This window comes from Mucilaginibacter gotjawali (assembly GCF_002355435.1).
In the GTDB taxonomy this organism is placed as follows: Bacteria; Bacteroidota; Bacteroidia; order Sphingobacteriales; family Sphingobacteriaceae; genus Mucilaginibacter; species Mucilaginibacter gotjawali.
Window position 1 is genome coordinate 3,202,828 of the sequence record NZ_AP017313.1, and the last position, 13,018, is coordinate 3,215,845.

Here is a 13,018-nt window from a genome sequence, read left to right on the forward strand (position 1 = left end):
AAATAACAGGGCTAACGGTAATTTCCCATTGGTTAAATAACAGGCTTACCTTTTAATCGCTATTTATATTTGAGGTTAAAAAACAACTACGGACTACTTGTTCTGTAACGACCATTTAGGAACGTAACCCACCACATTATTATAAGACACCCGGTAATAAGTATTCCCCTTTGCAATAACTACAACCTTTGAATTGGCAGGAATAGTTTGAACAATTGCAGCGCCATAACTGTCAAATTCGCGCATGTTTACCACACCTGTGGGATTTGCTTTTACATAAGTCATGTATGACGAGTTAATTTGCAAACCTTCATTTTTACTGGGTGCGGAAATAGTTTGTTTGGCATTAAAAACCGGAATTGACTTTTTTACCTGAGTAACCGCAGGTTCAATATTAGCGGCAGTGGTTTGCTTATTGTTTTCAAATGTGGTTTGTTTGATCCGGTAAACTGGTTTAATAGGTTTCTTATAGGTAATAGCTATATCAACTTTAGATGAATCTGCAGCGATCTTATTTTTATGCTTTTTTTTATGATGTTTTAGTGTTTTGGCGACGGCTACCTTGCTTGCAGGATTTGATTGAATATTAATGATTTTTTTTGGCGGATTGAATGTCCGCACCAGGTAATCGCCTAAAATAAGGGCGATCAATATAAAAACAATCGTCATACCAACGCCGGGACCTTTTCTTTTGGTTGGAGTTGGTGAAGAGGGCCGGTGCGCTTGCTGGCTATAATAATATCGTTGTTTGGGCGGTTCCTGCTGATGTGATTTTACTTTATTGATAGCCTGGTCGTACTGAATACGTTTAACAGGATCGCGCAGTGTTTCCCATGCTTCTTTTATTTCCCTGAACTTATTTTCAAAGTATTTATCGCCCTGGTTCAGGTCGGGGTGCAGCTTTTTCGAAAGTTTCCGGTATGCTTCCTTTATATCATCTAAAGTGCAATCCGGTTCCACCCCCAGAATATAATAGAAATCCTTCATTATTGAATACTACCGCTATAACACTTTGAATAACTGTTTGATTCAATTTTTATGATTTAGTTTAACGGGCTAACAAGAAATTGTGACTTTACCGGAAATATGAAATTATAAGTATAATTGTTGATGGAAGCCAAAACCCAATTTAAATTCAATCCTTTTTTTGTCATTTTGCTTAGTTTGCTGACATTCTTCTTCCTATATAAGAGTTTTGCTAATCTGCCGCAGCCATTGGTTAGCTGGGCCAGTTTTTTCATCTGCCTGCCTTCTCTTTTAATAGCTTACTTTATCCTGCCGATGACTTTTAAAATGATCTTTAATATCCCTTCAATTATATTAACTGACGATTGTTTGAATAGCAATATAGGGGGATATTCAATCGAGTGGACGGATATAGCAAGCATAGAACTTTATAATGGTGGATATAGAAGCTTTGCTAAATTGGCAATCAATTTAAAAGACCCTGATAAATATTTTAACACCCCGCTTAAAAAGTTCCTTTATAAAACCAAACAGCTTGTTGTTGTCAACGACAAATCAATATTCCTGGATTTTGTATCCGGGCAAAATGAAGAAATTTTTGCGCTAATAAAAGCCTATTGGACAAAGGAAGTCGAGGATTAAAGCTCCTTGACATAATCCAAAAACAAATACAAGGCCTTTTTTTTATCTTCTGTCAAATCAAAATCAAGTTTGTGCATCAGGTAGTCCTCCAAATCAAAATCTGGCATGGTAGGTAATTCTTTTAGCAGGTCATCCCGATGATCGAGCCCGAATTTAAGCGCCCGGTTAAATTCGGCCATAAATTCCTTCGGGATGGGCTTGTTTGCTATCCACGCGGCGAAAACAAAGGGCAGGCCCGTGAATTTCTGCCATTCTTCGGCAAGGTCATAAACAAAAGCATATTTTTCCTTTTTGCCAAAGGTACGGTCGCCTATTTGAACAAAGGCGGTGGCTGCATCTGCGGATGCTGAATAGTCATCCGCATTAGTCACCAAGTCAGGCGCTGTTTTCCAGAAGTTTTTTAGCAATACTTTCGCCAGGTTATTGGATGAGCGTGACTGTGGATCGAGCTGCAAGATCGTTACGTCGTGTATATCGCAGTTGCTGAAGATAAACACCGAATTAACTGCCCCAACCGCGCCGATACAATAATCGGCTACAATTTCCCATACCGGGAGGCTTAACGTTGCTGCTACCGGGATAAGCCCGATATCCACTACATCATCAATCAGTTTTTGGGCGCAATCCGTAGGGTTATCAAGGCTCAGCTCAATTCTTTCGGGGATGCCCGAATGCTGCAGGCCGTATATAAATGGTTTGGTATTGGTATAGCTAACTGCTGATATTCTGATCTTATCCACAAAAAATATTAAATGTTTTTTAAATGTTCGGCATTATTAAAATCTACGATCTCGTAATTTTCGCCGTCAAAAGTAACTTTATATAACACCAGGTTTTGGTGAGGGAATGAATCCATCTCCGTAAGCGGCTTATTGGTTAACAGGCATAAAATAAGCCTGAGTGCACGGCCATGCATGCAGATCAGCACGGTTTCTTCCTCCGGGTGGCTCATGATCACCTTTAAAGCTTCCAGCTGCCTGGCTTTTACTTCGTTGGGGCTTTCCCCGCCTTCAAATTTGGCGTCCAGGTTGCCGTCTACCCATTCGCGCATGATCTTTAAAAAATCACCGCGATTTTCAGGTGTTGCGGGTTGTCCTTCGTGGATTCCCCAGCCCAACTCGTCAAGCCCGGCCAGTTTTTCATAGGGAATACCCAAATCAATAAAATGCTGGATGCTTTGCTGCGTACGTTTTAGTTCGGAGATATAAACTTTATCAAAGGGGACGGATTTATAGGCATTAAAAAAAGCAAGTGCCTGTTTGCGGCCCTCGTCATTTAAATCCGTATTCATGCCCCGGCCCTGGATGATGCCCTGTTTGTTTAAATCAGTTTGCCCGTGCCGGACGATGTATAGGGTTTTGTTCATTAGTTCATTGGTTCATTAGTTCATTGGTTTCAAGGCGATGAACTATCGAAGGGGAAGGTTTTTATGATTAATAAATATGGTACATTAAGTTGTTAAATTATAAAGCTTGATTGTTAGTACACTCAAATTTGTCCACTTTATCAAATCATCCACTAATGAACTAATGAACCAGTGAACCAATAAACTAATTTATTACCGGTAATTTATAATACGATGGTTTTACCTCGTCCGGGAATTTAAAATCGGTGTAATCTGTAACTACGTTGTATAAAGTGTCGCGCTCTATCGGCTGACGGCCCACCTGTTTGATCAGTTCAACCAGCTGTTTGGTGCTCATGGACGGGTGTTGTTCTTCAGCACCTGCCATGGAGTAAATTTTAGTGGTATCATCCAGTGTGCCATCTATATCATCCACGCCAAAGTTTAGCGATAATTGCGCGGTTGTGCGGCTGATCATCGCCCAGTAAGCTTTGATGTGGTCGAAATTATCCAGGTAGATACGGGATATGGCATAATTGCGCAGATCCTCGATAACGGATACTTCAGGCACGTGCGACATCTGGTTATCCTGGTTGCGGAATTTTAACGGGATAAACGTTTGGAACCCGCCGGTTTTATCCTGTAAAGCCCGAAGCCTTTCCATATGATCAACCCGGTGCCAGAATTTCTCGATATGGCCGTATAGCATAGTGGCATTTGACCTGGCGCCCAGTTTATGCCATTCTTCGTGGATGGCCAGCCATTGTTCGGCGTTACATTTATCTTTGGCGATCTGTTCCCTTATTTCAGGATGGAAGATCTCGGCCCCGCCGCCGGGTATCGATTGTAAACCCGCATCATACATCAGGCGCATGCCGGTTGCATAATCAATTTTTGCTTTCTTGAAGATATAATGATATTCAACCGGCGTAAGCGCCTTGATATGCAGTTCAGGCCTGTGCGCCCTGATCCTGCTGAACAATTCGCTGTAAAAAGCAACATCATACTGTGGTAAAACCCCGCCCACGATATGTACTTCGGTAACCGGCTCGTTATCGTATTTTTTTACGATATCAAACATCTCGTCCATGGTGTACTCCCACCCTTCCGAACGTTGTTTGATCAACACCGAATAAGAGCAGAATTTACAATCGTAAACACACAAATTGGTGGGTTCGATATGGAAGTTACGGTTAAAATAAGTTTTGTTGCCGTGACGTTTTTCGCGGATATAGTTAGCCAAAACGCCCAGGTAGCCTAATTCGCCTTTTTCAAAAAGCAAAACACCTTCATCAAAAGTGATGCGTTCTGCATGAAGTACTTTTTCAGCAATATGTTTCAGATCAGCCGGAAGATCCGGGTTTTGGAGTAAGAGCAGGAGGTTATTTTCAGTTTCCATTCAAAAAACTTTGTGCAAAAATAGCAAATGTTAATGTAATGACGGTGTAAGATTATTGTTTAAACAGGCATCAAAGGCTATAATCGTATTTAACCTTAATACCGCTTAGATTATTAACCTTACCCAGCACCTGGTTTACCTGGGTTTGCCGGATGGATAATTGTATACGGCATTCAGTATCAAAATTTTGGCTGATGATCTGCAGGTTGTCATCTTTAATTATCCGCATTACATCATTCATTTGCAGGTAGTCAAAATGGACGGTATAAAAATCGTTAACCGTCTTCTCTATAACCACAGCGTTATTAAGGGCTTCCTCCGTGGCAGTTTTATAGGCGTTGATGAGGCCCGGTACGCCAAGTAAGGTTCCTCCAAAATAACGAACAACCACTACAGCAATATTTGTCAGATCGCGGGATAATAATGTATTCAATATTGGCCTGCCGGCTGTACCCGATGGCTCGCCATCATCATTGATCCGGAAAACGGAGCGGTCAATCCCTAATCGCAACGCTGAACAATGATGGTTTGCTTTTGGATGTTCGGATTTTAGCTTTGCAATGATGGGTTTCAGTTCTTGTTCTGAACTTATGGGGTAAGCCAAGCCTAAAAATTTGCTGCCACGATCACGAAACAAGCCCTCAGCGGGTTTTTCAATAGTACGGTAAGTATCTTCAAAAAGCATTCAACAATCAGGATATGGACAAAATTACAACGGCAATGATAGCGATAAGGATGCCCGCTTTATTGAGCAGGCTTAACTTTTCTTTAAAAATAATCAATCCAATTAAAGCCCCAAACACGATGACACCGATATTCATCGCTGAAAAAACGGTGGATGGCTTGTCGGCCAAAGCTTTATGCGCTTTGATGTAAAACAGGATATTGCCAAAATTGGCAATGCCCAATACCCAGCCAATGAGGATATGCGGCCAGGAGAACTTCATTTTTTTGGCTGCCACCTGGTATACCAAACCAGCCAGCGAAAAAGCAAACGCCAATACAAAAACAATAAAAAGCGAGGTACCGTAAGTAACCGCTTTAAAGGCGGCTATCTGTTTAAATAAAACATCTATCAGGCCCATGCCCACAAAAACCATTAACAGGTACAGCCATGCATTGGCCCCAACTTTACCAACAACACCACTCGTTTTCCAGGGGATGGTACATAAAATGGCCGCAAAGCCTGTTAATATGCCGACTGATTTTAATAAACTGTTATGCTCGCCAAAAAGCAGGAAAGCCGCTATGATGGGGATCAGTAAAGAAAGGCGCTGCGCTATATCCGTACGTACAATCCCCGATTGCTTAATTGAGATGCCAATTACAATAAAAAGCGAAGGCAGCAACAGGCCCAGCAATGCATAATTAACGATGGGCGCGCCAGACAGGTGAACCAGTTTGGGTTTTAAGAAAAGCCAGCTTAAAAAAACAGCCATCGAATAATTCCAAACCACTGCCTGGTAAACGTCAATATGGTAACGCTTAGCCAGTTTCAGCATTACGGAAACAATTATACTGCAACAGATGCTTAGTAAGATATAGAGCATTTTTGGGGTTGGTTAATTGGTGAGTGGTCAGCGGTCAGTGATGAGTGTTCCGGCAGGTTGAGCTTCTTACTCACTATTCACCGCTCACCATTCACTAATATTAATAATTTATCATCGCCGATAGCCTTTTCGCCTGCTATCGCTCCTTTAATTTCCGGTGATTTGATGCCTTGTTTTAAGTCGGCGGGGCCGGTAAAAATCCGGGCCTCGTCCCACAATCCCGCTTCAATAAAGCTATTTATCGTGTGTGCACCGCCTTCAATTATCACCGATTGAATATCCTGCAGGTATAGCTGGTATAAAATATACTGGGGCACATACCTGTCAAAGTCTTCCAGGGCAATATACTTTATTTTGCCGACGGTATGAGTTTTAACTTCATTAAAAACCAATGTTTCAACAGACTGGTCGAATATATTTAAGGTATTGTTCAGTTCCAGTTTCCGGTCTATCACAATCCTTTTGGGGTGTATGCCTTCCGCATAACGTACATTGAGCTGAGGGTTATCAATGGCGGCGGTGTGCTTGCCTATCAAAATGGCATCTTCCTCCGATCGCCATTGGTGCACCAGCTTGCGCGATTCGGCTCCGGTTATCCAATACTGCGAATTATCGTCGGGGGCAAAATAGCCATCCCGGGTTTGGGCCCATTTTAGTATTACATAAGGCCGGTGTTTTTGTACCAGGGTAAAAAATCGGCGGTTAAGCCACTGGCATTCTTTTTCTAAAACACCAACTGTTACATCAACACCAGCGGCCAGTAATTTCTCAATTCCTTTACCGTTTACGGCATCAAACGGGTCGCGGCAGCCAATAACTACTTTTGGGATGCGGTGTTTGATGATGAGATCGGCACAGGGCGGCGTTTTGCCGTAATGAGCACAGGGTTCCAGCGAAACGTATAGGGTGGATTGATCCAGTATGTCGGCCGCATCCGAAAAATTAGCGAACACCTGGTTAATCGCATTTACCTCAGCATGGGCTTCGCCATATTTATGGTGATAACCTTCGCCGATAATAATGGTATCCATTACGATAACTGCGCCTACCATCGGGTTCGGGCTCACATTGCCCATCCCCAACGCGGCAAGCTCAAGGCAGCGCTGCATATATTTTTCATCTTCTACCATGCTGCAAATATAGCATGAACAGTTGTCTGAACCCGAATTTTTCACGAAGTGCTGATTTTCATCGGTGTTGAAGATGGCTGCGCCGTTTATAGAATTAATGAATTAACAGCATTTTAATTCGATAAATTCTAAAATTCGATGAATTCGAGTTTAGACTTTTATGTTACTTTGTTCCATGAAAACCATAAAGGATGTTTTTGATGACTATAAGACCGGGCTCCGTAGGCTATATGACGCGCATGAGGCTGAGGCCATTACCCTGCTGGCTGTCACCGAAATAACCGGCTTTTCAAAGGCTAAGGTAAAAGCGTTTCCTGAACAGGAATTGACAGTACAACAAACAAATACATTTGACGATGTGATAACACAGCTAAAAACCGGCAAGCCCATCCAATACATTTTAGGGGTAACGGAGTTTTATGGCTTGCCCTTTAAAGTTAATCCATCAGTGCTTATCCCGCGGCCAGAGACAGAGGAATTGGTGGAATGGGTGATTTCTTCAGTTGGCAGTGAGCAGTTGGAAACCGGCAGTATTTTAGATATCGGGACAGGTAGCGGCTGCATCGCGATCAGTTTGAAAAAAAATCTGCCTCAGTTTAAAGTATTCGCTATCGATATTTCAGACACTGCTTTACAAACTGCGAAAGAAAATGCGGAGTTGAATAACGTTGATATTGAATTTATTAATGAGGATATTTTGCACCCAAAAAAACCTTTCAGCTTTCACTTTTCAGCTTTCACCTCAAAAATAGAAATCATCATCAGCAACCCTCCCTACGTTACCCTGCATGATAAAACCCGGATGCATACCAATGTAACGGATTTTGAGCCCCATACAGCGCTTTTTGTTCCGGAGGATGACCCGTTGGTGTTCTACAAAGCTATTGCTGATTTTGCGGCAGATAATCTTACCCCGGGTGGATTGTTGTTTTTTGAGATCAATGAAAGTTATGGCGAGGAAGTAGTTCAACTATTGAATGATAAGCCATTCAAAAATATTGAATTAAGGAAGGATATGAGCGGCAGGGACAGGATGGTAATGTCTGAACTATGATTCGTAGGATTAGACGGATTTTAGGATTATATAGTACTTAAATCCTATCATCCGTCTAATCCTACAAACGGCGAAGCCCTCTTGATTTCCATTGAAAAACAAATTGCTAACGAAAAATCTTAGTGCAGACAAACAAAAAAACCCGCACAAGGCGGGTTTTCTTCATATAAATCTTTTAGGATTTATTTCACTGCATCAACTACGGCTTTGAAAGCGTCTGGATGGTTCATTGCTAAGTCAGCTAATACCTTACGGTTTAGGCCGATCTCTTTAGCAATTAACTTACCCATTAATTGTGAGTAAGAAATACCATGCTGACGGGCGCCTGCGTTGATCCTCTGGATCCATAAAGCCCTGAATTCTCTTTTCTTGGTCTTACGGTCACGATAAGCGTACTGTAAGCCTTTTTCTACTGTGTTTTTAGCAACGGTATACACCTTGCTGCGTGAACCCCAATAACCTTTGGCGAGGTTCATGATTTTTTTCCGGCGTCTTCTCGACGCGACTGCGTTAACTGAACGTGGCATGTTGTTGTTTTTTGGTAGTGAGTGACCGGTTTACCCGATGCTTAATGAACTCTAATACCTGGTTAATTAATTTGTTAATTACTTACCTATGCAAAGCATACGTTTCACATTACCCATATCTGCATCAGATACAAGGCTGGTGTGGGTAAGGTTGCGCTTACGTTTAGTCGACATCTTGGTTAAGATGTGGCTTTTGAAAGCGTTCTTCCTGGTGATTTTACCGGTTCCAGTAATGCTAAAGCGTTTTTTAGCGCTGGAATTGGTTTTCATTTTTGGCATGTCAGATATATATTTATTGTTAAGATGTGAGATTTGAGATGTGAGATTTGAGATAAGAAACAGGCTTCCTATGCCGTTACTCTTAAATTTTCAAATCCTGTATCTATCTCACACCAGTTTGTTACTTGTTTATCGTTCGAATCCGAGATGCTATATTTTCTGTCTCACATCTCATATCTCACATCTCAAATCTTCTTCAAATCTATTTCTTAGCCGCTTTTGGCGTAACGGTTAAAAACATCCGTTTTCCTTCCAGCTTTGGCAATTGCTCCACTTTACCTACTTCTTCAAGTGCCTGGGCAAAGCGTAACAATAAAATCTCACCCTGTTCCTTGTAAACAATGGCCCGGCCTTTAAAATGCACATATGCCCTCACCTTTTCGCCGGCTTCCAAAAATTTGATCGCGTGTTTCAGCTTAAATTCAAAGTCGTGGTCGTCAGTATTCGGCCCGAAGCGTATTTCTTTGATAACCGTTTGCTTGGCGTTGCTTTTTATTTCTTTCAGCTTTTTCTTCTGCTCGTAAATGAACTTGTTATAGTCCGTTACTTTACAAACCGGAGGTACCGCATTTGGCGAAATTTCAACAAGATCCAATTCCTGTTCTTCGGCAATGGCCAGCGCATCCCTCAACGAAAAAATGCCTTGCTCCACGTTGTCGCCTACAAGGCGGACTTCGGTGGCCCTTATAAATTGATTAATGTTGTGTTCGGCTTCCTTTTTCTTAAATGGTAGCCTGGGTCCTCTGTTGAAAGGTTTATTTAAAGCCAAGTTATACTGTTATTTCTTTAATTATCTGTTGTTTAAAATCTTCAATGCTCATGCTTCCCAAATCGCCCTGACCATGTTTACGAACTGAAACCAACCCTTCAGCTGTTTCTTTTTCGCCGACGATCAGCATATACGGGATTTTTTTCACTTCAGCGTCACGAATCTTACGCCCTATTTTTTCATCCCTGAAATCAATAAGCCCGCAAATATCGGAATCTTTTAATGATTCTGAAAGTTTTTTTGCATAATCTTCATATTTTTCCGAGATCGGCAAAATGATAAATTGCTCCGGCGATAACCATAACGGGAAATTACCTGCGCAATGTTCAATCAAAACCGCAATAAACCTTTCCAATGAGCCAAAAGGTGCACGGTGGATCATTACAGGGCGGTGTTTCTGGTTATCGCTGCCGGTATACTCCAGTTCAAAGCGTTCAGGCAGGTTATAATCCACCTGGATAGTGCCTAACTGCCATTTACGGCCAAGGGCGTCCTTCACCATAAAATCAAGCTTAGGGCCATAAAAAGCCGCTTCGCCTAATTCAACTACGGTTTTTAAGCCCTTTTCTTCAGCCGCTTCAATGATCGCTGCTTCGGCCAGCGCCCAGTTTTCGTCGCTGCCGATGTATTTAGCCTTGTTTTCCGGATCTCTTAATGATACCTGTGCGGTATAATTATCAAAACCTAAAGCGGTAAACACATACAATACCAGGTCAATTACTTTTTTAAATTCATCCTTTACCTGGTCGGGGCGGCAAAATAAATGCGCATCGTCCTGTGTAAAGCCGCGCACACGGGTTAAACCGTGCAACTCGCCGCTTTGTTCGTAACGGTAAACAGTACCAAACTCCGCGTAACGAACCGGAAGATCCTTATAGCTGCGCGGTTTGGTTTTATACATTTCGCAATGGTGCGGGCAGTTCATCGGTTTTAAAAAGAACTCCTCGCCTTCCTGCGGTGTTTTTATAGGTTGAAATGAATCAGCGCCATATTTTTCGTAATGACCCGATGTTACGTATAAATTTTTATGCCCGATATGCGGCGAAACCACCTGCTCGTACCCTGCCTTTACCTGTGCTTTGGTCATAAAGTCAACCAGGCGCTGGCGCAATGCCGCGCCCTTAGGTAACCATAAAGGTAAACCCATGCCCACTTTTTCAGAGAAGGCAAATAATTCCATTTCCTTGCCCAGTTTACGGTGGTCGCGTTTTTTGGCTTCCTCCAGCATGTGCAGGTATTCAGTCAGTTCGCTTTGTTTCGGGAAAGTAACCCCGTAGATGCGGGTAAGCTGTTTGCGGCTTTCATCACCGCGCCAGTAGGCCCCCGCAACGCTCATCAGCTTTACGGATTTGATAAAACCGGTGTTGGGGATATGCGGCCCGCGGCACAGGTCGGTAAAATTGCCCTGGGTATAAAAAGTGATGGAGCCATCAGGCAGGTCCTTGATCAGGTCCAGCTTGTACTCATCGCCTTTTTCGGTAAAATAGTCTATTGCATCGGCCTTGCTCACCGGTTTGCGGATAAATTCCTCCTTGGTTTTGGCAAGTTCAATGATCTTGTCTTCAATCTGTTTGAATTCATCTGAAGAAAACTCGCGGTCACCAAAGTCGACATCATAATAAAAGCCGGTTTCAATGGCCGGGCCGATACCAAACTTGGTGCCGGGGTATAAAGCTTCCAATGCTTCGGCCATTAAGTGGGCCGATGAATGCCAGAAGGTAGCTTTACCCTGCAGGTCGTTCCAGGTTAATAATTTTACGTGTGCATCTTTTTCGATTGGGCGGCTGGCATCCCAAACCTGTCCGTCAACTTCGGCAGCCAGTACGTTTCGTGCCAAACCTTCGGAGATCGACATTGCGATCTGCATGGAACTGATTCCCTTATCGTACTCACGAACGGAACCATCAGGAAGTGTAATATTAATCATCTACAACTATGATTTTTGACCGTTACCGGTCGGTTATAAAATAAATTTTTTAGAAAATCACGTACGGGGTGATTTATTTTTTATGGGGCAAATATAGGGAAATTGTGACACAAACGACATGGATGACACAAATATGTGCCGGATTTGTCTCGATTATGGGACAAAAAAATGCCATTTTATTCAACAACTCAAAACTTTCGACTTCAGACTTAGAACTTGATTAGGGCGTTGCCTGCGGCCCGCGCTGTACACTCATACCCTGCAGGTCTTAGGCGCAATGGCTGGTATCCGTTTCCATCGCTAACGCGGAGTAAGGTTTATTGCCAAGATTAAATAAGAGCGATAATCACGCTTTTTTAAACCAAATTAAAGGGAAATTCTTATCTTTTATTTTTAAGTCTTTCCTGATTGATTTAACAATATCGGTCAGATAACGATCATGTAAATCGTTAGATTTCCCGACAGCTTCGCTTTCGTATAATAATATTTTTTGACTACTTCTTCGCTTGCTATTATAAAGAGTTTGTCTCTTGCAAATACATATTTTGCAGTGGACTCTTTGTTTTTATTTTCAGACATGAGCCCATGAAGCGCTTCAATATAAGAAACATAATGGTCTTCTTTTAATTTCCTGGTTTGTAAAACGATATTATTCCGGCTCGCATAAAAAGCCGCGACAAGCGATACTGCTATGGCGGAAATCGCCCCTATTACTGATATTAACAAGTTTGTAGACATTACGTCAAACTTACATAAAAGATGACGTATTGATGCACCGCTAACCCGAAAACTGATGTGAATAAGTCGCGTTATTGGCCCTTGCGCTGCATGCTCACGACTGGCCTGGGAGCGATGATTCCGTCCTCGCAGGGTCTCTCGCAGAGGACCCTGCGTTGTATCTCCGGACGAAGAAATTGCTTATTTTTAACGCATCACTATCCGCACACAGCACGAAATAAATGAGGAAACATGGTTTGTTACTTTTACATGCCATAACTGGATGCCACTATTTGAACTAACAAACTGCGGAGATGGAATGATTACAGCAATTATTAGTTCGGATGATTACGGATCGATGGGAATCCATCGCAGGGTCCTCTGCGAGAGACCCTGCGGAGACGGAAAAATCCCAGCAACGTTATATTGGGAAATTTCGATTTTTAATTATATTTAAACAGTTTAATCACGTCAATAACCATATCGCAAATAAATGATATTTGTAAGCACGCGCAGTAAGCTTCTCAAATCCGAAGTAATTTATGATCAATGTCCTAATTGTCGAAAATATAATTGCGTGAGGATTTTGATTTATCAATTATATGGTTGCATTTTTTGGATCCCTTTTATCCCGAGCAATAAAATAGGCCTTTCGGAATGCAGTAATTGTGGTCAGTCCCTAAAATTACATCAAATGCCAGAGTCGTTCAGGC

At 42.2% G+C, this 13,018-nt stretch carries 14 protein-coding genes; 2 read left to right on the top strand and 12 right to left on the bottom strand.

The features are described from left to right. Positions 1-93: 93 nt before the first annotated feature. Positions 94-987 carry a DnaJ domain-containing protein gene (locus MgSA37_RS14310; RefSeq protein WP_096352825.1) on the bottom strand — a complete coding sequence of 298 codons (894 nt, stop codon included), beginning with the start codon at positions 985-987 and terminating at the stop codon, positions 94-96. Positions 988-1,110: 123 nt separating this feature from the next. On the opposite strand from MgSA37_RS14310, the gene MgSA37_RS14315 reads away from it, so the two are divergent. Further along, positions 1,111-1,608 carry an STM3941 family protein gene (locus MgSA37_RS14315; RefSeq protein ID WP_096352827.1) on the top strand — a complete coding sequence of 166 codons (498 nt, stop codon included), beginning with the start codon at positions 1,111-1,113 and terminating at the stop codon, positions 1,606-1,608. Here MgSA37_RS14315 and MgSA37_RS14320 read toward each other — a convergent pair. The 6 genes from MgSA37_RS14320 to ribD form a co-directional block, all read right to left on the bottom strand. Continuing rightward, on the bottom strand, positions 1,605-2,348 hold the full coding sequence (locus MgSA37_RS14320; RefSeq protein ID WP_096352829.1) for a menaquinone biosynthetic enzyme MqnA/MqnD family protein: 744 nt from the start codon (positions 2,346-2,348) through the stop codon (positions 1,605-1,607). The genes MgSA37_RS14315 and MgSA37_RS14320 overlap by 4 nt on opposite strands. An 8-nt stretch (positions 2,349-2,356) precedes the next feature. Then, complete coding sequence (locus tag MgSA37_RS14325) at positions 2,357-2,974, bottom strand: histidine phosphatase family protein (protein WP_096352830.1); 618 nt, start codon at positions 2,972-2,974, stop codon at positions 2,357-2,359. 184 nt (positions 2,975-3,158) lie between these two features. After that, complete coding sequence (gene mqnE / locus MgSA37_RS14330) at positions 3,159-4,352, bottom strand: aminofutalosine synthase MqnE (protein ID WP_096352832.1); 1,194 nt, start codon at positions 4,350-4,352, stop codon at positions 3,159-3,161. Between the two features lie 70 nt (positions 4,353-4,422). Continuing rightward, complete coding sequence (locus MgSA37_RS14335; protein WP_096352834.1) at positions 4,423-5,037, bottom strand: IMPACT family protein; 615 nt, start codon at positions 5,035-5,037, stop codon at positions 4,423-4,425. Between the two features lie 7 nt (positions 5,038-5,044). Then, positions 5,045-5,902 (bottom strand): transporter, encoded by an 858-nt coding sequence (locus MgSA37_RS14340; RefSeq protein WP_096352836.1) that lies wholly within the window; start codon positions 5,900-5,902, stop codon positions 5,045-5,047. A gap of 77 nt (positions 5,903-5,979) precedes the next feature. Further along, positions 5,980-7,032 (bottom strand): bifunctional diaminohydroxyphosphoribosylaminopyrimidine deaminase/5-amino-6-(5-phosphoribosylamino)uracil reductase RibD, encoded by a 1,053-nt coding sequence (gene ribD / locus MgSA37_RS14345; RefSeq protein ID WP_096352837.1) that lies wholly within the window; start codon positions 7,030-7,032, stop codon positions 5,980-5,982. 175 nt (positions 7,033-7,207) lie between these two features. On the opposite strand from ribD, the gene prmC reads away from it, so the two are divergent. Then, entirely contained in the window at positions 7,208-8,086 is an 879-nt protein-coding gene (gene prmC, locus MgSA37_RS14350) for a peptide chain release factor N(5)-glutamine methyltransferase (protein ID WP_096352839.1), read from the top strand. A 182-nt stretch (positions 8,087-8,268) separates the two neighbouring features. On the opposite strand, the gene rplT is transcribed toward prmC, so the two are convergent. The 5 genes from rplT to MgSA37_RS14375 all read right to left on the bottom strand — a co-directional run bounded on the left by rplT (position 8,269) and on the right by MgSA37_RS14375 (position 12,326). Further along, complete coding sequence (rplT, locus tag MgSA37_RS14355) at positions 8,269-8,613, bottom strand: 50S ribosomal protein L20 (RefSeq protein WP_096352840.1); 345 nt, start codon at positions 8,611-8,613, stop codon at positions 8,269-8,271. Positions 8,614-8,691: 78 nt separating this feature from the next. Further along, a complete protein-coding gene (rpmI, locus tag MgSA37_RS14360) occupies positions 8,692-8,892 on the bottom strand; it encodes a 50S ribosomal protein L35 (RefSeq protein ID WP_096352842.1) in 201 nt (66 codons plus the stop codon). 202 nt (positions 8,893-9,094) lie between these two features. Continuing rightward, positions 9,095-9,661, bottom strand: a complete 567-nt coding sequence (infC, locus tag MgSA37_RS14365) for a translation initiation factor IF-3 (RefSeq protein WP_096352843.1) — start codon at positions 9,659-9,661, stop codon at positions 9,095-9,097. Position 9,662: 1 nt separating this feature from the next. Continuing rightward, positions 9,663-11,588, bottom strand: a complete 1,926-nt coding sequence (thrS, locus tag MgSA37_RS14370) for a threonine--tRNA ligase (RefSeq protein ID WP_096352845.1) — start codon at positions 11,586-11,588, stop codon at positions 9,663-9,665. 426 nt (positions 11,589-12,014) lie between these two features. Continuing rightward, positions 12,015-12,326 carry a hypothetical protein gene (locus MgSA37_RS14375; RefSeq protein ID WP_096352847.1) on the bottom strand — a complete coding sequence of 104 codons (312 nt, stop codon included), beginning with the start codon at positions 12,324-12,326 and terminating at the stop codon, positions 12,015-12,017. Positions 12,327-13,018: the final 692 nt, after the last annotated feature.